The sequence below is a fragment of the Paenalcaligenes sp. GW821-LYS-B07-1 genome (genome assembly GCF_058803365.1).
Window position 1 is genome coordinate 3,460,488 of record NZ_CM179516.1, and the last position, 22,510, is coordinate 3,482,997.

The window sequence follows — 22,510 nt, forward strand, 5'->3', positions numbered from 1 at the left end:
ACTTGCGCATCTTATGCAGCCCTCCGGGCACCACCAATACGACCTTCTTTCAACGCAGTAACAACTTGCTCTTTTGGTCCGTCCGCCACAATGCGTCCGTTATCCATCACGATCAAGCGATCTACCAAGTCCAGCAATGCAGTACGGTGGGTAACCAGAATCACCGTTTTATCCACACAAATATCTTTTAGACGCGAGCGCAATGCCATCTCGCTTTGGTTATCCATATGGCTGCTAGGCTCATCCAGCAGCAATACCGATGGGCGATTCAATACGGCACGCGCCACAGCAATAGACTGACGCTGACCACCTGATAAGGACTCACCACGCTCACTGATGATCATGTCGTAACCATCAGGGTGTCTGGAAGCAAACTGATCTACACCAGAAATACGTGCTGCCGCCAACATTTCCTCATCGGACGCGTATGGCGCCCCCATCGTAAGGTTGTGTTTCAAGGTACCGTAAAACAGCACTGGATCTTGCGACACAAAACCCATTGAACGACGCAAATCAGCAGGATCAATCTGGCGAATATCAATACCATCCACCAGCACAGTACCTTCGGTAGGTTGGTACAAACCCAAGATCAGTTTGGACAACGTAGTCTTACCCGACCCTATACGACCAATAATGCCTACTTTCTCGCCTGGCTTAATAGATAAGCTGATCTGACTTAGCACTTTCTGATCGGTACTAGGATAGACAAAGCCCACATCTCTGAACTCTACAGCCCCATCCAATTGTGGACGCGGCACAAAGTTACGTTCTATAGGATGTTCCACAGGCATTTTCATGTAGCCATCAATGGAATCCAGCGATGTACGGGCATTCTGGTATTGCATCATCAAACCAGCCACTTGCCCCAGCGGAGCCAAGCAACGGCCAGCAATCATGGACGACGCAATAATTCCCCCCATAGACAGCGCGGCATCTTGTACCAAGTACGCACCAATTACCACCACACTGATGGTGACCATCTGCTGCATAGTCTGTACAAAACCTACCGTACTTGAGGAGGTCAATTTAATCTTGCCGCCAATAGAGGCCAAGAACTCTGTGGAGCGTTCCCAGTTACGCTGCGCATGACTTTGTGCGTTCAATACTTTCAGAGTTTCCAAACCAGACAACGACTCTACCAAGCCAGCATTACGTTGTGCCGCTGCTTGGAAGGTTTGTTTGGTCAGCGTTTCCATGTGTCGCTGTGCAAAGTACGACACCACCAAAACGATGATGATGGCCACAATTGGTGGAATCAGCATGTACGGCGAAATCCACGCCAACACCGCAAGGAACAACAAGACAAAAGGCAAATCCACCAACGTGGTCAAACTGGCTGATGCAATGAAGTCTCGCACTGACTCAAAAGAGCGCAAGTTAGCCGCAAACGACCCTACGGAACCGGGACGCGCTTCCATACGCAAATCCAGCACACGCTCCATAATAAGTGCCGACAACCGCACATCCACACGTTTACTTGCCGCATCCACCACGTACGCCCGTACAGTGGTAAGAATGAAGTTAAACAATAGCACCAAGCCAATGCCCAGCGTCAGCACCCACAGGGTTTCAGTCGCGTTGTTTGGCACCACCCGGTCATACACGTTCATGGTGTAGAGCGGGATCATCAGTGCAAAAATATTAATCAGTAACGCTGCGCCAATCGCATCGCGGTACAAACGCCAGTTCTCGGTAATGGTAGCCCAGAACCAATGTTTATTTTTTAATTCAGCAATGCCTTCTTTGGCACGTGCTTCTACTCGGTACAACGGTTGTACTACTGCTGCCAAGCCAGAATAATCTTCTAGCAATGCCTCTAGCGGCATTTTTACCGGCGCAGGTGATTCGGGATAATGCACAACAGCATCATCACCATCTAGAGACAACAACACGCATGCTCTATTTTGTTTAAGCAACAAAATAACAGGCAATAACGCGGTTGGAAAATTCTGCAATGGACGACGTACCACCCGCACAGAGCTATTCGCTCTGGCTGCTGCTCGTGGCAGCAAATGCGGAGTAAGACGATGGTCAACCAGTGGTAACCCAGCACTTAAATGCTGTGCTGAACAAGGGTTGCCATGCAATCTGGTGATTTCTACCAGACATGCCAGAAGCGGATCATCATGAGTGGTATGCGGCGCAGGCATACCCTCAACGTTCTGGCTCAGATGCGGATCAGAGGAGTCCATCGTCGTCGTCATTAATCAAATCAAGCGAAGTATTACGCAGACGCTGACGCGTCTGTTTGCGGGCATGCAGTTTTTTGAGTGCTTCGGGAGGCAAATCGGTCATACGGATCGTGCCATTACTAATCAGCACGTCGATCAAGTCCTCCAGCACACGGATAAAGTCAGCATCCGATGCCGACAGCTCTTGTTTATATGAACGATCATCTTTCATGTGTGCTTACCGCCCTATGCCAAGTTGGTCGCTGCATGACACGAATGTGTCATGCAGATTCAACTTATTACTACATATTACACCACGCTTAGTTTGCACTTACTTGACGTAGAACAGGAGGCTCCATGTTGTTGCGATACTCCACCATCACAGGCTGCAGGTTAGCTGTGTCAGGCACAGGCTCCATACATACTTGCAATGCTTCTTGTGGGAATATCAGGTCTTCAGCTTCCTCAGGAACTTGGTCATGAGGCTGTTGCAGACCCAATGCTGGCAACAACTGGTGAGAGAAGGTCAACCAGCGCAGTTCGGCCAGTTTCAGATCGTATTCCGCGTTACGTAGTGCTCGACGTGCATCGAACAATTCGTTCTCGGTATCCAGCAAGTCCAGCAAAGAACGCTGACCAATTTGGAACTGCTGCATGTATGCTACACGCACTTTAGAAGTCGCCAATTCGTGGGCACGCAGGAAAGGAATCTGTTCACGCAGACGCACAATGTTGTTCCATGCGATGGACAGCTCTTGCTGCACGTTGCGGCATGTGTAATCACGTACATCACGTGCTGCATACGATTGCGCTTTGGTCTGACGCACACGTGCGGAGTCAGCACCACCGCGATACAGGTTGTAGGATGCTACCAACTGCACGTTCGACGCTTGTGCTGTGTGGTGACGGCCTGTCAGTTCGTTAGGACGTTCGTTGCGATCACGACCTGTGGACGCACGGAATTCCAATGTAGGTGAGAAATTGCCACGCGCAACATCCACACCTTTGTCTGCTGCTTGCAGCAAAGCTTGTTTAGACAGAATCGATGGGTTGGCCAGCAAAGAGTTATCAAAGTTCTCTGGGTTGCTTGGCAATTTTTCATCAAAGGTCGGTGCATCTACCAATACGGCTGGCGCAGGCTGGCCAACGATACGGCGGTAACGTTGCAGCACATCATTCAAGTTACCGGATTCTGTCATCAGGTTACTTTGTGCCAACGCTTGACGACCCATGGCTTGTTCCAAGTCCACACCACGGCCAACGCCAGATTCGCTGCGCTCACGTACTTGCCCCAATGTGTTCAGGTGCATTTGGTAGTTTTCACGTGCCAGCAATTCCATTTCACGGTAACGCTGAACGTCAATGTGAGCCGCCGCCGCTTCCATCGCTACGCTATCAATGGTGGAAACCAGATCGTAGTATGTGGAGACTTTTTCCAAGCCTAGCTGACGTACGGTATTCAGTGTGGAATTACCATCAAAAATCAACTGACGCAGTTGCAGTGTGTAGCCTTTGCGAGTCCAGTCGTGCGATTTGCTCAGTGACGTACTACCGCGCCACTCTTTACCAATCCAACCTTCCGCATTCACTTCAGGCAGCAACCCGCCCTGGGCCACATTTTGGCCTTCTAAGCTAGATTGGAAGTCTTGAAATCGTGCACCCAACTCAGGGTTAGAGGTAACAGCTTTCTCTACGCTATCTTGCAGAGACAACGCTGTTTGCGCAACACTTGCGCCAGAAAATACCATGGCTACAGCCATGGCCATAATGGTTAGATTTTTTACTTGCATCTTCGCAGCTCCTGCATGTTTTTAGGTTTTTACATGAACAGTTAGTGCTGTTCATTGATGTGTACTACACATTGCGTCTACGCAATAAACCAAACAGAGGCGGGCTACCGGAACAAACCCCATCGGTAGTCGTACTCTGTTTAGAGGGGGTTAGCTATTCCGTGTAAAAGTGGTGCTTGGCTGACTCAGCACAGACCGCGCTGTCAACGGCAGCGTCCAAAACAAATTAGCGAATGTACGTAACGCCATTGCATTGAGAACATTGGCAAGGCGGAGCTACAGGCTTCTGACCTGTATTCTTGGAGCATGACCTTGCGTCTTACAGTTTGTAAGTAAATTGAACCACTAGAAACGCATTTACAAACTATTTTGCATTGTATCTAGTGCTGACAAAAGTTTAGGAATAATAAATGTTAATAATCTTCAATATTTCAATAACATTTTTAACAATTTATTTTAAATCAACTAGTTAGGGTATATACCTAAGCTGCAACATATTGCGACATAATACAACAGTGCTTAATAGACTCTTTTTGCTTCCCACCTTGGTTATATAGATATAGAGAGATAACTAAATAAGTTTTACGTCGTTCTGCGCGCCGCGTGTCATACCTAGAATCAATAGCATCACTGCCGCACTTTTTGACACTGAAACTTATGAGCACCTTCCTTTTCCCTCTCTTCACTAACCTCGCTGGGCGCGCTGTCGTTGTTGTAGGTGGCGGCGAAGTGGCATGGCGCAAAGTGCAATTGCTCGCAAAAAGCCAGGCAGCTATTACCGTTGTTGCGCCAGAACTAAATGCATCGCTACAGCAATGGGCAGAGCAAAACAAAATACAGTGGCATGCACGCCCGTATGCATCCCACGATTTAGATAACATCTGGTTAGTGATTGCCGCATCTGACGATACTGCGCTCAATACGCTAGTCTCACATGAGGCAGAGCAACGCCGCATTTTCGCCAACGTCGTTGACGATGCCGAACTCTCTTCATGCCAAGTACCGGCTATTGTGGATCGCGCCCCTATCACGGTCGCTATTTCCTCTGCCGGCGCTGCACCCATGGTGGCCCGACGCATACGAGCACGCATTGAAAGCAGCTTGGATCACTCTCTAGGTACGCTAACCAAGCTATTACAACGTTATAGGCAAGCCATCAAACAGGCATTCCCCCAGCTAAAAGCACGACGCAACTTTTATGATTGGGTGATGGATGGCCCTGTTGCCAATGCCATACAAGCACAGCAAGCCACATTGGCCGCTACATTGCTAGAGAGCGCTTTAGTGTCACCTCCCTCTACCAATACTGGTGAAGTCTTATTGGTAGGAGCGGGATCCGGAGATCCCGGTTTGCTCACCCAGCATGCGCTACGTGCACTGAACCAAGCCGATGTCATTCTCTATGACCGCTTAGTAGACCCTGCTATTTTGGAGCTAGCTCGACGCGATGCCCTGCAAATATCGGTAGGTAAGCAAGTCGGTGAAGATCACCATGCCACTCAACATCGTATCCATCAGCTCATGTTGGAACATGCTCAACAAGGCAACACGGTAGTACGTTTAAAAGGTGGAGATGCCTTTATCTTTGGGCGTGGTGGTGAAGAGCTAGAATTTCTGCGTGCCCATCAAATTCCCTATAAAGTCATTCCCGGCATTACTGCTGCATTAGCATGCGCAGCCTACAGTGGTATACCGCTCACCCATAGAGATTACGCACAGTCTGTACAGCTAATCACCGCTCACCGCAAAGATGATTCACCAATAGAAAACTGGCATGCGCTCAGTGATCCCACACAAACCGTGGTGGTCTACATGGGCTTACAGCAAATTTTGCACTTCATCACACGGTTACAAGCAGCAGGACGCGCCGCTGATACACCTTGCGCACTGATTGAAAACGGTTCACGCCCGGAACAGCGCACGTTGCTGAGCCGCATTGACTCGCTGGCACATTACGCCGGGCAACATCACTTTGCATCGCCTTCGCTATTAATCATTGGTTCTGTATGTGCCCTAGCCCCTACCCTGCATTGGTATGGCGAACAGATCAACATGTTAGAAGACACTGCAGACACTACACCACTCAATTCTGCACTAGAACTGCTTAGCTAAACTACAACGACCCAGAGTAAAAAGTCACATGTTCCACGACAGGCAAAAGACCTTTTGCTACTCTGCTAGTTTAGTTAATGGAAAGTGACCCTTTTGTCATGGAATACTCGACGCAGTTCTATGTGATCTTTGTTGTGGCTATTGCCGTAGCAGGTGTAGTAGCCGGTCTGATTGCTGGACTATTAGGGGTAGGCGGAGGACTAGTATTAGTACCTGTGCTGTTCTACCTATTTCACCAAATGGGCGTTGACCCATCTGTCGCCCTACACGTTGCTATCGGTACCTCGCTGGCTACCATTATTGCTACCGCAATTTCCTCATCTAGCGCCCACTACAAAAAAGGGGGCGTAGACACGGAACTGCTAAAACATTGGGCACCTTGGTTAGTGATAGGCGCATTGATCGCCATGAGCTTATTTAGCTCTATCAAATCCGCTGAGTTGGGCATCATTTTCTCGGTAATGACCTTCTCCATTGCTATGTACATGCTGTTTGGCTCATCACGTAAAAATCCCGATGACTCAGTAGGCAATATGCCCCAAGGGCCTATACGTTGGATTACCGGCCTTTTAGTTGCTGGCTTATCAACCATCATGGGGATTGGCGGTGGCAGTCTAACTGTGCCGCTACTAAGCTACTTCAAATACCCTATGCGTAAAGCTGTGGGTACATCAGCGGCCGTAGGTTTACTGATTTCTTTGCCTGGTGCCGTCGGTGCTGTATTAGCTGGCTTAGGACAGGCAAACCTCCCTCCTTTTAGCCTAGGCTATGTCAATATTGTCGCCTTTGCTATTTTGATTCCTATTACCGCATTTGTAGCTCCTTACGGCGCCAGATTAGCCCACAGTGTAAACCCACGATATCTGCGTTATGCCTTCGCAGCATTCTTACTCTTCAACGCTTGCAACATGCTCTACACTGCTGTCTCATCCTGATCACACAAAAAGGGACCAATAATCAAGTTGGTCCCTTTTTTAATTAGTGTTTACACCAATAAATCTGCAAATTTACAGATGAACACACCGATTGAGACCAATTAAATAAATAATTACCGTTTGGTCTCTTAATAAGGTGTATTGGTCATGGAGTTTTCAGTAGAAACCATGCTGTATTTTGCTCTGGCAATTGCCGGTGCAGGTGTAGCCGCCGGTTTGATTGCTGGTTTATTAGGTGTAGGCGGTGGCATCGTCTTAGTACCAGTGCTGTTTTATTTGTTCACGCTGATGGGATTGGATGACAACGTGCGTATGCATATGGCAGTAGGTACGTCACTCTCCACAGTAGTGGCCACAGCATTATCATCATCCCGAGCGCACTACGCCAAAGGCGCAATTGATGTACCCCTACTACGTAGTTGGGGACCTGCTCTGTTAATAGGAGCCATCATAGGCATGATGCTATTCAGCATGCTTAAGTCCTCCTACCTGACATTAATCTTTGCGGTCATGACCTTACTCGTAGCAGCGTACATGTTGTTTGGTCCCAACCGTCAAGATACCGACACAGGTCAATTACCCACTGGTTTCTTACGTGCAGTCTATGGGGTAATCGTAGGTGGGCTGTCATCCATTATGGGCATTGGTGGCGGCACACTCAGCGTACCTCTCCTGACACTTTACCGCTACCCTATGCGTCGTGCCGTAGGTACAGCAGCGGCCATTGGCTTGATTATTGCAATCCCGGGAACTATTGGTGCATTTATTGCAGGAATAGGATCTCCCGGACGGCCACCTTTCAGTGTAGGCTATGTCAACGTTTTGGCTTTTTTACTCTTAATACCCATTACTGGTTTAATGGCTCCAGTTGGAGCCCGTATTGCGCACAGCATTAATCCTCGCTACCTTCGTGTAGCGTTTGCGCTTTTCCTAATCTTTAATGCTAGCAATATGCTATACACTGCATTCCGTCATTAATCGCTTACATCCATGACATCTACTTCCCCTCTACTTACGGGTCGTTCCGCACATGTTCTGCAGTCTTTACGCCAAATGCTGGAAAGCTCAAGCTATCAGCCAGGCAGTAAGCTACCGCCTGAGCGCGAGTTGGCCACATCCTTAACAGCCAGCCGTCGAGTACTACGTCAGGCATTGGACATTTTGGAACAAGAGGGGCGTCTGGAGCGCGTGCCTGGGCGAGGTACAGTGGTCTTAGCACCGCGCACGCCGCTGCACTCACTAGAAAGCCTAACGCAACACACCAGCCCTATTGAGCTGATGGATGCACGCTTTGTATTAGAACCAGCTATCGCGGCTGCAGCTGCCGTACATGCTAGTTCACACGACCTGGAAACGCTTTCACACTGCTTTGAGCAAACTAAACAAGTACGTTCTCACGCAGAATGGGAGCAGTGGGATAGCGCACTGCATAAGGCCTTAGGCTTAGCCACGCACAATACGCTACTGGTGCATTTCTACGATGTACTGACACAAGCACGCGCGCAAACAGAATGGGGCCGTCTACGTCGCCATGTACTAACACCTGAAGTACGTGCTCGTTATACAGAGCAACATTCACGCATTTTAAATGCCGTACGTGAACGATCCCCCGAAGAGGCTGCACAAGCAATGCGCGAACACTTAAGCCTAGTACGTCGTACATTACAAGAACAGCTAGAAGCTATAGCTCCTATTATTCGTTCAGAGGAAGATTAAGTAGGCCTATAGCTAGAGATAGCACTACTAGAAACGCCTGATGGATATTTCATCAGGCGTTTTGTTTTGTGGATCTATGTATCGGATATGGGCATACGCAAGAGAGCTGTGTAATGACAATAGCTACAACTCTGCATATCAATGAAACCTACCAACAAGATAATCCAAGAATCTCCAGCTTAGTATCTTGTATCTGCTAGCTGCATCCAAAGAAAATGAATAGGTGGATCTATCGATAGGCAGCCTACGCTAAATGGAAGCTGCCTCAGCACACAGCATCGTAATAGTTAATTGGTGATTAGCAAAGCTCTAGCATTTATCTATAGATAGACTCCTCTTCTCATGCTCGCATTAGTAAGCGACTGCCTAAATAGTAGAGCGCACTGTTGCTATCTTAGAGAATCAAGCCGTGTAAGCCGCTCACGTGAGCGATACAGAGTAGATAAAACGTCTACCTTAAGGGGAATAGAGAAGGTTTTCGTGTACGTTACGGACATCCTTCTCCACGTACAGAGCGAGTCTCTCGTCTTTTCTTGTACTTTTTGCCCTCATCTTAGTGCGAAATTGGTCAGCAGCAGCTTTATAGAGATTCTGAATAGCGCTTAATTGGGTCTTTGCAGAGGGGTTTTTACGTTTTGTCCAGACGTAAAAAAGCCCCGCATCGGTTGGATGCGGGGCTTTTGGTGTAAGAGCCTGACGATGACCTACTTTCACACACGAATATGCACTATCATCGGCGCAAAGGCGTTTCACGGTCCTGTTCGGAATGGAAAAGGGGTGGTTCCACCTTGCTATGGTCGTCAAGCGTAACTGGCTTGCTCACATGCTTCACACGAAGCATGTCAACTAAATCTGGAATTAGCACAACTACATCAACAGTATGATGCAGTGTTTCATGTTTGGGATTGCGTTATTGTACTGCTAAATTTGTTTGAACGACACTTAAAACTTATAACCTTAAGAGTTATAGGATCAAGCCGCACGGGCAATTAGTACTGGTTAGCTACGTGCATTACTGCACTTCCACACCCAGCCTATCAACGTCCTGGTCTAGAACGACCCTTTAGGGGAATCAAGTTCCCGGGATACCTAATCTTCAGACGAGTTTCCCGCTTAGATGCCTTCAGCGGTTATCTCTTCCGTACTTAGCTACTCGGCAATGCCATTGGCATGACAACCGATACACCAGCGGTACGTCCACTCCGGTCCTCTCGTACTAGGAGCAGGCTCCGTCAAGTATCCAACGCCCACGGCAGATAGGGACCAAACTGTCTCACGACGTTTTAAACCCAACTCACGTACCTCTTTAAATGGCGAACAGCCATACCCTTGGGACCGGCTACAGCCCCAGGATGAGATGAGTCGACATCGAGGTGCCAAACACCGCCGTCGATATGAACTCTTGGGCGGTATCAGCCTGTTATCCCCAGAGTACCTTTTATCCGTTGAGCGATGGCCCTTCCATACAGAACCACCGGATCACTATGTCCTACTTTCGTACCTGTTCGACTTGTCAGTCTCACAGTCAAGCACGCTTATGCCATTGCACTATCAAGACGATTTCCGACCGTCTCTAGCGTACCTTCGAACTCCTCCGTTACACTTTAGGAGGAGACCGCCCCAGTCAAACTGCCCACCATGCACGGTCCCCGATCCCGATAAGGGACCTAGGTTAGAACCATAAACAGACCAGGGTGGTATTTCAAGGTTGACTCCACGCGAACTAGCGTCCACGCTTCAACGTCTCCCACCTATCCTACACAGGCCGGTTCACAATCCAATGCAAAGCTACAGTAAAGGTTCATGGGGTCTTTCCGTCTAGCCGCGGGTAGATTGCATCATCACAACCACTTCAACTTCGCTGAGTCTCAGGAGGAGACAGTGTGGCCATCGTTACGCCATTCGTGCAGGTCGGAACTTACCCGACAAGGAATTTCGCTACCTTAGGACCGTTATAGTTACGGCCGCCGTTTACCGGGGCTTCGATCAAGAGCTTGCACCCCATCACTTAACCTTCCGGCACCGGGCAGGCGTCACACCCTATACGTCCACTTTCGTGTTTGCAGAGTGCTGTGTTTTTAATAAACAGTCGCAGCCACCGATTCACTGCGGCCCTTTCATGCTTTGCGCGCAGGCGCATCACACTACCGGGGCATACCTTCTCCCGAAGTTACGGTATTAATTTGCCGAGTTCCTTCTCCTGAGTTCTCTCAAGCGCCTTGGAATATTCATCCCGTCCACCTGTGTCGGTTTGCGGTACGGTCTTGTAAAGCTGAAGCTTAGAGGCTTTTCTTGGGACCACTTCCAATCAGTTTAGAGCCGTAGCTCTATCCAGTGACATCCTTGAATTCCGCGCCCGGATTTGCCTAAGCGCCTTCTTCGATGCCCCAACGGAGATATCCAACACTCCGATGACCTTCTGCAATCCGTCCCCCCATCGCACTTTACAACGGTGCGGGAATATTAACCCGCTTCCCATCAGCTACGCATCTCTGCCTCACCTTAGGGGCCGACTCACCCTGCGCCGATGAACGTTGCGCAGGAAACCTTGGACTTACGGCGAGGGGGCTTTTCACCCCCTTTATCGCTACTCATGTCAGCATTCTCACTTCTGATACCTCCAGCATTCCTTACGGAACACCTTCGCAGGCCTACAGAACGCTCTCCTACCACGCACAGTAAACTGTGCATCCGCAGCTTCGGTAACTGGCTTAGCCCCGTTACATCTTCCGCGCAGGACGACTCGATCAGTGAGCTATTACGCTTTCTTTAAAGGGTGGCTGCTTCTAAGCCAACCTCCTGACTGTCTATGCCTTCCCACTTCGTTTCCCACTTAGCCCGTTTTAGGGACCTTAGCTGGCGGTCTGGGTTGTTTCCCTCTTGAGTCCGGACGTTAGCACCCGGTGCTCTGTCTCCCGTACTGTACTTGTTGGTATTCGGAGTTTGCCATGGTTTGGTAAGTCGCTATGACCCCCTAGCCAAAACAGTGCTCTACCCCCAACAGTAATATACGAGGCACTACCTAAATAGTTTTCGGAGAGAACCAGCTATCTCCAGGCTTGTTTAGCCTTTCACTCCAATCCACAGTTCATCCCCTAATTTTTCAACATTAGTGGGTTCGGTCCTCCAGCACGTGTTACCGTGCCTTCAACCTGACCATGGATAGATCGCCTGGTTTCGGGTCTACACCCAGCGACTGAATCGCCCTATTCGGACTCGCTTTCGCTACGCCTCCCCTATTCGGTTAAGCTTGCCACTGAATGTAAGTCGCTGACCCATTATACAAAAGGTACGCAGTCACACCACAAGGGTGCTCCTACTGTTTGTATGCATGCGGTTTCAGGATCTATTTCACTCCCCTTCCGGGGTTCTTTTCGCCTTTCCCTCACGGTACTGGTTCACTATCGGTCGATCACGAGTATTTAGCCTTGGAGGATGGTCCCCCCATATTCAGACAGGATTTCACGTGTCCCGCCCTACTTATCTAACGCCTAGTACCACCGATTTGATTTCGCTTACGGGACTATCACCCACTACGGTAAAACTTTCCATTTTTTTCAGCTATCAAATCGACTATCACGTTAAGGCTGGTCCGGTTTCGCTCGCCACTACTTCCGGAATCTCGGTTGATTTCTTTTCCTCAGGTTACTTAGATGGTTCAGTTCACCTGGTTCGCTTCGCTACACCTATGTATTCAGTGTAGGATACAGTATCGCTACTGTGGGTTTCCCCATTCGGACATCTACGGATCAAAGCTTGTTTGTCAGCTCCCCGTAGCTTTTCGCAGACTACCACGTCCTTCATCGCCTGTGATCGCCAAGGCATCCGCCGCATGCACTTATTCGCTTGATCCTATAACACTTAAGGCTACAGGATTATGAGTTTTAGCAATTGTGCCGTTCATCAAGTTTGCTTGGATTCGATTTTACTCGAATTCAAAAAAGAACTTTGTTTGAACAAAATTGTTGATTTGCAATCACAACCCGTCTATTCATACAGCCAACAATTAAGTTGGTGTATACATGAATACACTTCGTTGTGCTTTTTCCAGATTGTTAAAGAACATAACCAGCGATGAGCTTTATCAGCCCAACGAGTAACACTGTCATCAACAATGCTATTCGTTAAACTGTCAGTACCCAAGCAACTCGACATTTCAAGCTGCACTTCACTGCATTTCATGACCAAACTTCAATCACCACCGTAAAAATCTTGGTGGAGGATGACGGGATCGAACCGACGACCCCCTGCTTGCAAAGCAGGTGCTCTCCCAGCTGAGCTAATCCCCCGTGGTATTCGTGGTGGGTCAAGTTGGAATCGAACCAACGACCCCCGCCTTATCAAGACGGTGCTCTAACCGACTGAGCTACTGACCCAATTCGTTACTGCTTCGTTGGTGACTACCTTGGTCATGAACTTTCTAACAGCCAATAAGTGTGGACGCTTTCGCTTTGTGAACCTTCGCTCTTAAAGGAGGTGATCCAGCCGCACCTTCCGATACGGCTACCTTGTTACGACTTCACCCCAGTCATGAATCCCACCGTGGTAAGCGTCCTCCTTACGGTTAGACTACCTACTTCTGGTGAAACCCACTTCCATGGTGTGACGGGCGGTGTGTACAAGACCCGGGAACGTATTCACCGCGGCATTCTGATCCGCGATTACTAGCGATTCCGACTTCACGCAGTCGAGTTGCAGACTGCGATCCGGACTACGATCGGGTTTATGAGATTAGCTCCCCCTCGCGGGTTGGCGACCCTCTGTCCCGACCATTGTATGACGTGTGAAGCCCTACGCATAAGGGCCATGAGGACTTGACGTCATCCCCACCTTCCTCCGGTTTGTCACCGGCAGTCTCATTAGAGTGCTCTTTCGTAGCAACTAATGACAAGGGTTGCGCTCGTTGCGGGACTTAACCCAACATCTCACGACACGAGCTGACGACAGCCATGCAGCACCTGTGTTCCAGTTCCCTTGCGGGCACTCCTAAATCTCTTCAGGATTCTAGACATGTCAAGCGTAGGTAAGGTTTTTCGCGTTGCATCGAATTAATCCACATCATCCACCGCTTGTGCGGGTCCCCGTCAATTCCTTTGAGTTTTAATCTTGCGACCGTACTCCCCAGGCGGTCAACTTCACGCGTTAGCTGCGCTACTAAGGCCTAACGGCCCCAACAGCTAGTTGACATCGTTTAGGGCGTGGACTACCAGGGTATCTAATCCTGTTTGCTCCCCACGCTTTCGTACCTGAGCGTCAGTATTATCCCAGGGGGCTGCCTTCGCCATCGGTATTCCTCCACATCTCTACGCATTTCACTGCTACACGTGGAATTCTACCCCCCTCTGACATACTCTAGCCAGGTAGTTAAAAATGCAGTTCCAAGGTTGAGCCCTGGGATTTCACATCTTTCTTTCCTAGCCGCCTGCGTACCCTTTACGCCCAGTAATTCCGATTAACGCTTGCACCCTACGTATTACCGCGGCTGCTGGCACGTAGTTAGCCGGTGCTTATTCTACAGGTACCGTCATCTTCAGAGGTTATTAACCCCTGCTATTTCTTCCCTGTCAAAAGTGCTTTACAACCCGAAGGCCTTCATCACACACGCGGGATGGCTGGATCAGGGTTTCCCCCATTGTCCAAAATTCCCCACTGCTGCCTCCCGTAGGAGTCTGGGCCGTGTCTCAGTCCCAGTGTGGCTGGTCGTCCTCTCAAACCAGCTACGGATCGTCGCCTTGGTAGGCCTTTACCCCACCAACTAGCTAATCCGATATCGGCCGCTCCAATAGTGAGAGGTCTTGCGATCCCCCCCTTTCCCCCGTAGGGCGTATGCGGTATTAGCCACTCTTTCGAGTAGTTATCCCCCGCTACTGGGCACGTTCCGATACATTACTCACCCGTCCGCCACTCGCCACCAAGAGAGCAAGCTCTCTCGTGCTGCCGTTCGACTTGCATGTGTAAAGCATCCCGCTAGCGTTCAATCTGAGCCAGGATCAAACTCTTCAGTTTAATCTCTGTATATTTGCCTTAAGTAACCGAAGCTACCTAAGACGGAGTAATTCGTACTCAAAGAAATTTAGAGTTGTTTGCACAAGGCAAAAACCTAATTTTCTTTATGTGAGCACTTGTCAATTTAGTTGGCGAACCTTCGTGAGAAGGTTGGTCCACTCATTCCAAGCGCCCACACTTATCGGCTGTTAAATTTTTAAAGAACACTTGCTACCGAAGTAGCTAGTCGCTGCCGTTGCAGCTAAACCAGAGAAGTGAAATTATGAAGTATTTTGTTTTTGGTGTCAAGCGTTTTTTTCAAAACATTTAAAACCGAAACCACCTCAAAACCCACTCACAAAAATTAACTCTCAAACCTGAAAACTAAGTTTTGTGCTCTTCAGCAAAGAAAGAAACTTTAACATGGTTTTTTAAAACTTGTCAAGATTTATTTTCTTGCCGTTTCACCCTTTCGGATGAATCGCAGCCTCCCGTAGAAGACCGCCGCCTTGTGAAGCAATTCGCTTATCAATCAAGGGAGATGAACTATAGCGCGTATTTAAGAACCTTGTCAAACACTTTGTTAATAAATTTTCGCAGAGTTACAAAATAACCTAAAAATAGCTGCTAACCCCCTGCCAACCCTAGGTATCTATAGATAGCTACCCGTAGAGGGCAGTGATGATTTCCCCACCCGGCACGTTCTCTACAACTGAAACAATACAGCCCGGTCGGTTATCTACCTGAAAGTACCCAACAGAAGTGCCGTCCGAACTAGAGAGAGCTCTCTATATAGTAGAGTCTACGTCCTATATAGACACCCTTAGGTAATAGAGCAAAGGTCGTGCCAACTACTTACCCTGATATTAAGGATGCGAACAGCAAGGTAACCACTATCCAATGCGCTACATCTACGTTCACTATATATATGTACTATTTTTGAGACTGCACACCTAGTATGCAGTAAAGCAGAGTGCACCTAGCGTTGAGAGTTACGTAGTCAGTACTCACGAACACGCCTACCTGCTCATATATGCTCTAGTACATCAAGGTTCCTAGGACTCCGACCTCAACAATACTCCGCTCACTCGCTACAACTATATACATACTCCCCTTCTATATAGATAGCGTTGTTGCACGTGACTCCAGTACACCCGGCCCAATAATCAGGAGATGTAGTTCATCACGAAGAGCCTAGTCAAATCGACACTCTATATATAGAGAGCGAAAGAGTGATCTATAGATATATAGGAATACGGATGGCCATATGTGGGATAGCACAGCAACTCCGCTATTGTGGTGATCTCTACCTACCCCACATATAGAGCCAATTCGAATAGAGATACGTGATCGTCTTCATTTTTAGATCAGAGAGACAGACTAGACTAGTACCTTCCACTCTTTCATCAGCATTCATTTAGTGCTGTGCTCAGAGCAAGTGCCTCTTCTTGTATAGCCCCCTCCCTTTTCTACTCCTACTCCTTCTTCTTTTTGCGCCTTCAAGTTCTTGGTTGATTTATTTTTGTGACTACCTAACGATCTGCGACTCACACAACCATAAGTTTTTTTCTATGCCCACAAACTGAGTGACATACCTGTGCTCTATTTCTGTGCAACTGTCACCGCAACAACAACAACAACAACAACAACAACAACAACAACAACAACAACAACTCACTGCCCTTCGGTAGCAAGTCAGCAGAACGCGGTGTGTATGTGGATCTATTGGCGAGAGATGAGTAACCATCATCTTGAATACGCTCTACACGGAAGACCACCATGAAGAAAAACGATACAACCAAGGTAACTTGATATAGATCTGCAGATTGCAGCCTCTATATATAGAGGGTCGTCACTTACGCTTCACCTGGCCACCGACATGGCGCACTTAGCATGGGTCCAGAGTTTATTTGCTATCTATATTAGAGATAGACGGATAAGTGGCAGCTAGGTGAATTGATAGAAGCATCCACTCCATGCATACACTGCCTAGATAGAACAATCATCTAAGACCTAGCTCTTTCTGTTCACGATGGAAACAGACATAAAAAAAGCCCGGCTCTTTCGAACCGGGCTTTTCCACGTAACCGAAATTACGCTATACGCATTAGATCGCGCGAGATGCTGTGACCAGGCGAACTACAGACCACGATTTACCGCGGCTGATAGGACGACCTTCAGCAATTTCCACTACATCACCTTCGTTGTACTGGTTTTGCTCATCATGCGCTTTGTACTTGTTGGTACGAATCATGATCTTGCCGTACAAAGGATGTTTTACGCGACGCTCTACTAGAACGACAACGGTTTTATCCATTTTGTTGCTGACCACGCGACCTTGCAAAGTACGCTGACGCTTTTGCGTTTGGGTTGTTTGCGTTTCGCTCATCTTACTTTCCTGCGTTCTCAGCCATTACGGTACGAACACGAGCGATGTCGCGACGTACTTTGGATAGCTGGCTGGTGTTGGAAAGCTGCTGAGTTGCACGCTGCATACGCAGACTAAATTGTGCTTTCAGCAGACTCTCGAGCTCTGCATTGAGCTCGGCCGTATCTTTAGCACGGAGTTCACTGGCTTTCATGAGATCTCCTTAAGCACCAATGTGGCGCGATACAAAGGTCGTAGAAATAGGCAGCTTAGCGGCAGCCAGGCGGAACGCCTCACGTGCCAACTCTTCACTTACACCTTCCATTTCGTACAAAACTTTGCCAGGTTGAATTTCAGCGACCCAGAATTCCGGACTACCTTTACCGCTACCCATACGTACTTCAGCAGGTTTCTGCGAAATAGGTTTGTCAGGGAAAATACGAATCCAAATACGGCCACCACGTTTGATGTGACGGTTGATCGCACGACGAGCTGCTTCAATTTGACGAGCAGTCAAACGGCCACGGCCGGTTGCTTTCAAGCCAAATTCGCCGAAAGACACCAGGTTGCCACGAGTGGCTAAACCAGTGTTACGACCTTTCTGCTCTTTGCGATACTTTCTGCGTGAGGGTTGCAACATAGTTATTCTCCTTCAGGCGCAGGAGCAGCAGAATCGCGACGTGGGCCACGGCCACGACCTGGACGACGACCTTCTGGACGTTCGCCACGAGGACGGCGGTGACGGCGCTCTTCTGGAGCAGCAGCTTCTACTGGCATTTCGCCGTTAGGAAGCATGTCGCCTTTGTATACCCATACCTTGATACCGATAATACCGTAGGTTGTGTGAGCTTCTGATGTTGCGTAGTCAATGTTGGCACGCAATGTATGCAGAGGCACGCGACCTTCGCGGTACCATTCTGTACGGGCAATTTCAATACCGTTCAGACGACCAGCGCTAGCAATCTTGATACCTTGTGCACCCAGACGCATTGCGTTCTGCATAGCGCGTTTCATGGCGCGGCGGAACATAATACGTTTTTCCAATTGCTGGGCGATGGAATCAGCGATCAACTGAGCATCGGTTTCTGGCTTGCGAACTTCTTCGATGTTCACGTGAACAGGAACGCCCATCAAACGCTGAAGGTCAGCCTTCAAGCTTTCGATGTCTTCGCCACGTTTACCAATTACTACGCCTGGACGGGCGGAGAAAATAGTAATACGGGCGTTTTTGTTTGGGCGCTCGATCAGCACACGGCTTACCGAAGCGTTCTTCAGTTTTTTCTTCAGGTACTCGCGTACTCGGATATCGTCAGCCAACATGCCGGAGAATTCGTTGTTATCAGCGTACCAACGAGAATTCCAGTTGCGGTTAACGGCGAGGCGGAACCCAATTGGGTGAACTTTTTGTCCCATTGTGACTCCTTAACCGACCTTAACCACGATGTGGCAGGTCTGCTTCTCGATACGGTTACCGCGGCCTTTGGCACGAGCAGAAAATCGTTTCAAAGACTGTGCTTTGTCCACAAAAATTGTGGTCACGCGCAGTTCATCGATATCGGCACCGTCGTTATGTTCAGCATTAGCAATAGCGGACTCAAGCGCTTTTTTGATAATGCCAGCGGCTTTCTTTGGCGTGAAAGTCAGAGTATTCAGAGCGTAAGAAACGCTTTTGCCACGGATCATGTCCGCAACTAAGCGAGCTTTTTGCGCTGAAATACGTACGCCACGAATTGTTGCTGTGGTTTCCATCGCTTATCTCCGAGACTTCTTGTCCGCAGCATGACCCTTGAACGTACGGGTCAGAGCGAATTCGCCCAGCTTATGACCAACCATGTTCTCGTTTACGTAAACGGGAACGTGTTGACGGCCATTATGCACGGCAATAGTCAGCCCAATGAACTCAGGCAGGATGGTTGAACGGCGGGACCAAGTTTTGATCGGCCGTTTATCGTTGCCCGCGACAACTGCATCGACCTTCTTGATCAGATGCTCGTCTACAAATGGGCCTTTTTTAATCGAACGTGACATGTGTACGCCCCTTACTTGCGCTTACGACGCGAGACAATCATGTTGTCTGTGCGTTTGTTACGGCGGGTACGGTAGCCCTTAGCAGGGGTACCCCATGGACTGACCGGCTCGCGACCTTCACCTGTACGACCTTCACCACCACCGTGAGGGTGATCGATCGGGTTCATGGCTACACCACGTACGGTTGGGCGAATACCACGCCAGCGTGTCGCACCAGCTTTACCGATTTGACGCAGGCTGTTGTCTTCGTTACTTACGGAACCGATAGTTGCACGGCAATCAATGTGCACGCGACGAACTTCACCGGAACGCAGACGAATCTGAGAGTAAGCACCATCACGTGCCAACAACACAGCGGATGCACCAGCGGAACGAGCCAACTGAGCACCTTTACCTGGCAACATTTCGATGCAGTGAATTGTTGCACCGATAGGGATGTTGCGGATAGGCAGTGTGTTACCAGCGCGGATAGGAGCATCCTGACCGGATACAACAGTTGCACCAACTTCCAGACCACGTGGAGCAATGATGTAACGACGCTCACCATCGGCGTAGCACAACAAAGCAATGTGGGCTGTACGGTTAGGGTCGTATTCCAGACGTTCTACTTTCGCAGGAATACCATCCTTGTTGCGACGGAAGTCAACAATACGGTAATGCTGTTTGTGACCACCACCACGGTGACGTACAGTGATGTGACCGTTGTTGTTACGGCCAGCTGTACGTGATTTTTTCTCCAGCAGGGGAGCGTAAGGTGCGCCTTTGTGCAACTCAGAGTGCACAACTTTCACCATGCTGCGACGGCCTGCCGAGGTAGGTTTTACTTTAACGAGTGCCATTAGTTCACCTCAGTAAAGTCGAGTTCCTGACCCGCTTTGAGCGACACGTATGCTTTGCGCTCGTTGCGGCGGCGACCTTGGAAACGGCCAAATCGTTTTGCTTTACCGTTCTGGTTCAGAACCTGAACAGACTCAACCTCAACTTTGAACAAGTGCTCAACAGCAGCCTTGATCTCAGGTTTAGTAGCGTCAGCGGCAACGCGGAAAGCGATTTGCTGATTCAGCTCAGCAACCATCGTGGCTTTTTCAGTCACGATTGGAGCTAGGATGACTTGGTATAAACGCTCTGTGTTCATCCCAGGATCTCCTCGAGTTGAGCGATAGCTGCCTTAGTGATCAACACTTTTTTGAAGTGGATCAACGAAACAGGGTCAGCATAACGCGGTTCGACCACAGCAACGTTTGGCAGGTTACGCGTAGCCAGATAGAGGTTTTCATCAAATGCGTCAGTAATGAGCAGCACAGAATCCAGACCCATGTCTTTCAGCTTGGAAGCAGCCAATTTTGTTTTGGGAGCATCCACAGCGAAGTTTTCTACTACGGCCAGACGGTCGTCACGAGCCAACTGAGAAAGAATAGCGCGCAGACCTGCACGGTACATTTTCTTGTTAACTTTGTGGCTGTAGTTTTCTTCGCCAGTGTTAGGGAACGCGCGACCACCCCCACGCCACAGCGGGGAAGAGGACATACCAGCACGAGCACGGCCCGTACCTTTTTGTTTCCAAGGCTTGCGTGTGCTGTGAGAAACAGTACCACGTGTTTTCTGCTGGCTGTTGGCGCTACGAGCATTAGCTTGGAATGCAACAACGATCTGGTGAACCAGAGATTCGTTGAATTCGCGACCAAATACTACATCCGATGCAGCAACGGTGGAAGCAGCTTGACCCTGATCATTCAGGAGCTTGAGATCCATGATTAGGCTCCTTTAATGGCGGGACGTACAACTACGTCACCATTTTTGTGACCTGGAACAGCGCCACGTACCAACAACAAACCGCGCTCGGCGTCTACACGCACGATATCGAGGTTCTGTACTGTACGAGTAACGCTACCCATGTGACCAGCCATTTTCTTACCTGGGAACACACGGCCTGGATCCTGAGCCATACCGGTAGAACCGGGGGCACGGTGAGACAGAGAGTTACCATGAGAAGCACGCTGACTAGAAAAGTTGTGACGCTTGATAACACCGGCAAAACCTTTACCGATTGTGGTACCAGTTACGTCAACCTTTTGGCCAGCTTCAAAGATGCTGTCCACAGCCAGAACAGCACCAGCGGTGTGCTCAGCTGCTTTTGCAGGGTCAAGACGGAATTCTTTAAGGATGCTACCAGCTTCAATACCAGCTTTAGCATAGTGACCAGCGGCAGCTTTAGTGACGCGCGTTGCGCGGCGAGTGCCGTATGCCACTTGAACAGCAGCGTAGCCATCCACTTCAGGGGTTTTGACTTGTGCGATGCGATTGTTGGACACGTCTAGCACAGTTACTGGCACGGATTCACCGTCTTCAGTAAAAATGCGAGTCATGCCGACTTTACGCCCAACAAGTCCCAACCGCCAAGCGGCAGGCACAGGTGTCGAGTTCGACATCTTTTTCTCCATTCCCGACTGCGATTGGTCGGGGCTAATGTACTTTATGAATGTACCAAAAAACTTGGCTTTTATAGCCAAGCCCTAAATATTATCACCAAAGCAATACTCAAACAAGCAGGATTTTGTCAAGTGTGGTATTCAACGAGACTATTTAGCGTATTGCAATCAATCATCTACCAACTTTGTCCACATCCCACGAGATCATCGCCCAGCGCGTGTCTCCCCCACCCTGCTGAGCACGCTCATCGTCTTCGGCATACCACTGACGTAGATCAGAAAGTTGCTGATCGTTCAGGTCACCAAATGTCCAACGTACTTTCTCGATGAACTCTTCTACTGTTTTGGTCCCCGCTAATCTTCCGGGAAAACACAGGTACTCTACCCTAGGGTGAAAGCCCATAGAAAACAGGATATTTACGATATAAATGTAGTCAGGCAAAGCACGTTTGTTTTTACCTAAGACCTCGGCAATGGCAGCATCGCCAAAGTGGCCATCTACCAAGTGGGTCATGTAGCAGCGTTTGGTCGCTTTGCTAGTCATCTTCTGCAGAGCTTCCTGCATATCAGCTACCAAGCTGGAACGTGAGGCCACCACAATGTCACACTCAGGCACATCAGCCCAATCGTCGTACCACGACTTACACAGGGTTTGCACATTCGTTAGGCCAGCAGCTTCAGCGTGCTCTTGCATGCGCTCTAACATTTCTGCGCTGTAATCTAGACCTATCACATGCTGTAAATGGGGTGCTACGGTGATACCGATGGTACCGGTGCCACAACCTACATCTAGCAGCGTCTTAGCCCCCTCAAGATTCATGTGCGCCACAAATTGCTGCGCATACTCACTTTGTAGTGGCTTGCCCTTTAATTCTTTGGCGCGTGCATCCCAAGCACTGGCCGACTTGGCTGATCTATCGCTTTGAAGCATATGCTCGCGGTACATCTGCGCAAAATCCACGTCATGAATCAGCAT

19 protein-coding genes, 2 tRNA genes and 3 rRNA genes are annotated in these 22,510 nt (G+C 49.1%); 4 read left to right on the plus strand and 20 right to left on the minus strand.

The genetic code is table 11. From position 1 onward, the window contains the following. Positions 1-11: 11 nt before the first annotated feature. The 3 genes from AC3QL0_RS16555 to AC3QL0_RS16565 form a co-directional block, all read right to left on the minus strand. Positions 12-2,150, minus strand: a complete 2,139-nt coding sequence (locus tag AC3QL0_RS16555; protein WP_493011021.1) for a type I secretion system permease/ATPase — start codon at positions 2,148-2,150, stop codon at positions 12-14. Positions 2,151-2,178: 28 nt separating this feature from the next. Next, positions 2,179-2,403, minus strand: coding sequence for a hypothetical protein (locus AC3QL0_RS16560; protein ID WP_493009446.1), 225 nt, complete (start codon positions 2,401-2,403; stop codon positions 2,179-2,181). An 88-nt stretch (positions 2,404-2,491) separates the two neighbouring features. Beyond that, a complete protein-coding gene (locus AC3QL0_RS16565; protein WP_493009447.1) occupies positions 2,492-3,961 on the minus strand; it encodes a TolC family outer membrane protein in 1,470 nt (489 codons plus the stop codon). Between the two features lie 657 nt (positions 3,962-4,618). Between AC3QL0_RS16565 and cysG the strand changes: the two genes are divergently transcribed. From cysG to AC3QL0_RS16585, 4 genes are all read left to right on the plus strand, one after another. Then, positions 4,619-6,073 carry a siroheme synthase CysG gene (cysG, locus tag AC3QL0_RS16570; protein WP_493009448.1) on the plus strand — a complete coding sequence of 485 codons (1,455 nt, stop codon included), beginning with the start codon at positions 4,619-4,621 and terminating at the stop codon, positions 6,071-6,073. Between the two features lie 98 nt (positions 6,074-6,171). Then, on the plus strand, positions 6,172-7,008 hold the full coding sequence (locus AC3QL0_RS16575) for a sulfite exporter TauE/SafE family protein (RefSeq protein ID WP_493009449.1): 837 nt from the start codon (positions 6,172-6,174) through the stop codon (positions 7,006-7,008). 147 nt (positions 7,009-7,155) lie between these two features. Beyond that, complete coding sequence (locus tag AC3QL0_RS16580; RefSeq protein WP_493009450.1) at positions 7,156-7,986, plus strand: sulfite exporter TauE/SafE family protein; 831 nt, start codon at positions 7,156-7,158, stop codon at positions 7,984-7,986. A gap of 12 nt (positions 7,987-7,998) precedes the next feature. Then, on the plus strand, positions 7,999-8,724 hold the full coding sequence (locus AC3QL0_RS16585) for a FadR/GntR family transcriptional regulator (RefSeq protein ID WP_493009451.1): 726 nt from the start codon (positions 7,999-8,001) through the stop codon (positions 8,722-8,724). 691 nt (positions 8,725-9,415) lie between these two features. Here the strand turns inward: AC3QL0_RS16585 and rrf are convergent. The 17 genes from rrf to AC3QL0_RS16670 all read right to left on the minus strand — a co-directional run bounded on the left by rrf (position 9,416) and on the right by AC3QL0_RS16670 (position 22,510). Further along, positions 9,416-9,529, minus strand: a 5S ribosomal RNA gene (gene rrf, locus AC3QL0_RS16590). A 163-nt stretch (positions 9,530-9,692) separates the two neighbouring features. Further along, positions 9,693-12,576 (minus strand): 23S ribosomal RNA (locus tag AC3QL0_RS16595). 361 nt (positions 12,577-12,937) lie between these two features. Then, a tRNA-Ala gene (locus tag AC3QL0_RS16600) sits at positions 12,938-13,013 on the minus strand. Positions 13,014-13,023: 10 nt separating this feature from the next. Further along, positions 13,024-13,100: transfer RNA gene (locus AC3QL0_RS16605), tRNA-Ile, on the minus strand. Between the two features lie 93 nt (positions 13,101-13,193). Continuing rightward, positions 13,194-14,730: ribosomal RNA gene (locus tag AC3QL0_RS16610) — 16S ribosomal RNA — on the minus strand. The 16S, 23S and 5S rRNA genes sit together here with 2 tRNA genes alongside, the layout of an rRNA operon. Positions 14,731-16,328: 1,598 nt before the next feature. Next, positions 16,329-16,511 (minus strand): hypothetical protein, encoded by a 183-nt coding sequence (locus AC3QL0_RS16615; RefSeq protein WP_493009452.1) that lies wholly within the window; start codon positions 16,509-16,511, stop codon positions 16,329-16,331. A gap of 305 nt (positions 16,512-16,816) precedes the next feature. Next, entirely contained in the window at positions 16,817-17,098 is a 282-nt protein-coding gene (gene rpsQ, locus AC3QL0_RS16620; protein WP_166409877.1) for a 30S ribosomal protein S17, read from the minus strand. 1 nt (position 17,099) lies between these two features. Continuing rightward, the gene (gene rpmC / locus AC3QL0_RS16625) at positions 17,100-17,291 is read right to left on the minus strand and encodes a 50S ribosomal protein L29 (protein ID WP_135866154.1); all 192 of its coding nucleotides are present in this window, start codon (positions 17,289-17,291) and stop codon (positions 17,100-17,102) included. A 9-nt stretch (positions 17,292-17,300) separates the two neighbouring features. Next, entirely contained in the window at positions 17,301-17,717 is a 417-nt protein-coding gene (rplP, locus tag AC3QL0_RS16630; RefSeq protein ID WP_135866152.1) for a 50S ribosomal protein L16, read from the minus strand. Positions 17,718-17,719: 2 nt separating this feature from the next. Beyond that, positions 17,720-18,490: a 30S ribosomal protein S3 gene (gene rpsC, locus AC3QL0_RS16635; RefSeq protein ID WP_430222013.1), complete on the minus strand. Its 771-nt coding sequence runs from the start codon at positions 18,488-18,490 to the stop codon at positions 17,720-17,722. Positions 18,491-18,499: 9 nt separating this feature from the next. Continuing rightward, positions 18,500-18,826: a 50S ribosomal protein L22 gene (rplV, locus tag AC3QL0_RS16640; RefSeq protein ID WP_135866148.1), complete on the minus strand. Its 327-nt coding sequence runs from the start codon at positions 18,824-18,826 to the stop codon at positions 18,500-18,502. Positions 18,827-18,829: 3 nt separating this feature from the next. Next, positions 18,830-19,105, minus strand: coding sequence for a 30S ribosomal protein S19 (gene rpsS, locus AC3QL0_RS16645; protein WP_135866146.1), 276 nt, complete (start codon positions 19,103-19,105; stop codon positions 18,830-18,832). An 11-nt stretch (positions 19,106-19,116) separates the two neighbouring features. Continuing rightward, positions 19,117-19,944 (minus strand): 50S ribosomal protein L2, encoded by an 828-nt coding sequence (gene rplB / locus AC3QL0_RS16650; RefSeq protein WP_135866144.1) that lies wholly within the window; start codon positions 19,942-19,944, stop codon positions 19,117-19,119. Then, the gene (rplW, locus tag AC3QL0_RS16655) at positions 19,944-20,240 is read right to left on the minus strand and encodes a 50S ribosomal protein L23 (protein WP_135866143.1); all 297 of its coding nucleotides are present in this window, start codon (positions 20,238-20,240) and stop codon (positions 19,944-19,946) included. Before rplW ends, rplB begins: the two co-directional genes overlap by 1 nt. Next, positions 20,237-20,857 (minus strand): 50S ribosomal protein L4, encoded by a 621-nt coding sequence (gene rplD / locus AC3QL0_RS16660; RefSeq protein WP_430222012.1) that lies wholly within the window; start codon positions 20,855-20,857, stop codon positions 20,237-20,239. The genes rplW and rplD overlap by 4 nt, the downstream gene beginning before the upstream one ends. 2 nt (positions 20,858-20,859) lie before the next feature. Next, positions 20,860-21,534 carry a 50S ribosomal protein L3 gene (gene rplC / locus AC3QL0_RS16665; RefSeq protein ID WP_168246836.1) on the minus strand — a complete coding sequence of 225 codons (675 nt, stop codon included), beginning with the start codon at positions 21,532-21,534 and terminating at the stop codon, positions 20,860-20,862. 172 nt (positions 21,535-21,706) lie between these two features. Continuing rightward, positions 21,707-22,510 carry a class I SAM-dependent methyltransferase gene (locus AC3QL0_RS16670; protein WP_493009453.1) on the minus strand — a complete coding sequence of 268 codons (804 nt, stop codon included), beginning with the start codon at positions 22,508-22,510 and terminating at the stop codon, positions 21,707-21,709.

What these genes read in the sequence shown, in the direction of transcription:
- AC3QL0_RS16575 (WP_493009449.1), top strand. Translation starts at nt 6,172, where the DNA reads ATGGAATACTCGACGCAGTTCTATGTGATCTTTGTTGTGGCTATTGCC.
- rplD (WP_430222012.1), bottom strand. Translation starts at nt 20,857, where the DNA reads ATGGATCTCAAGCTCCTGAATGATCAGGGTCAAGCTGCTTCCACCGTT.
- rpsC (WP_430222013.1), bottom strand. Translation starts at nt 18,490, where the DNA reads ATGGGACAAAAAGTTCACCCAATTGGGTTCCGCCTCGCCGTTAACCGC.
- AC3QL0_RS16670 (WP_493009453.1), bottom strand. Translation starts at nt 22,510, where the DNA reads ATGCTGATTCATGACGTGGATTTTGCGCAGATGTACCGCGAGCATATG.
- rplC (WP_168246836.1), bottom strand. Translation starts at nt 21,534, where the DNA reads ATGTCGAACTCGACACCTGTGCCTGCCGCTTGGCGGTTGGGACTTGTT.
- AC3QL0_RS16560 (WP_493009446.1), bottom strand. Translation starts at nt 2,403, where the DNA reads ATGAAAGATGATCGTTCATATAAACAAGAGCTGTCGGCATCGGATGCT.
- rplW (WP_135866143.1), bottom strand. Translation starts at nt 20,240, where the DNA reads ATGAACACAGAGCGTTTATACCAAGTCATCCTAGCTCCAATCGTGACT.
- rplP (WP_135866152.1), bottom strand. Translation starts at nt 17,717, where the DNA reads ATGTTGCAACCCTCACGCAGAAAGTATCGCAAAGAGCAGAAAGGTCGT.
- AC3QL0_RS16585 (WP_493009451.1), top strand. Translation starts at nt 7,999, where the DNA reads ATGACATCTACTTCCCCTCTACTTACGGGTCGTTCCGCACATGTTCTG.
- AC3QL0_RS16565 (WP_493009447.1), bottom strand. Translation starts at nt 3,961, where the DNA reads ATGCAAGTAAAAAATCTAACCATTATGGCCATGGCTGTAGCCATGGTA.
- AC3QL0_RS16555 (WP_493011021.1), bottom strand. Translation starts at nt 2,150, where the DNA reads ATGCCTGCGCCGCATACCACTCATGATGATCCGCTTCTGGCATGTCTG.
- cysG (WP_493009448.1), top strand. Translation starts at nt 4,619, where the DNA reads ATGAGCACCTTCCTTTTCCCTCTCTTCACTAACCTCGCTGGGCGCGCT.
- rplB (WP_135866144.1), bottom strand. Translation starts at nt 19,944, where the DNA reads ATGGCACTCGTTAAAGTAAAACCTACCTCGGCAGGCCGTCGCAGCATG.
- AC3QL0_RS16580 (WP_493009450.1), top strand. Translation starts at nt 7,156, where the DNA reads ATGGAGTTTTCAGTAGAAACCATGCTGTATTTTGCTCTGGCAATTGCC.
- rpsS (WP_135866146.1), bottom strand. Translation starts at nt 19,105, where the DNA reads ATGTCACGTTCGATTAAAAAAGGCCCATTTGTAGACGAGCATCTGATC.
- rpsQ (WP_166409877.1), bottom strand. Translation starts at nt 17,098, where the DNA reads ATGAGCGAAACGCAAACAACCCAAACGCAAAAGCGTCAGCGTACTTTG.
- rpmC (WP_135866154.1), bottom strand. Translation starts at nt 17,291, where the DNA reads ATGAAAGCCAGTGAACTCCGTGCTAAAGATACGGCCGAGCTCAATGCA.
- rplV (WP_135866148.1), bottom strand. Translation starts at nt 18,826, where the DNA reads ATGGAAACCACAGCAACAATTCGTGGCGTACGTATTTCAGCGCAAAAA.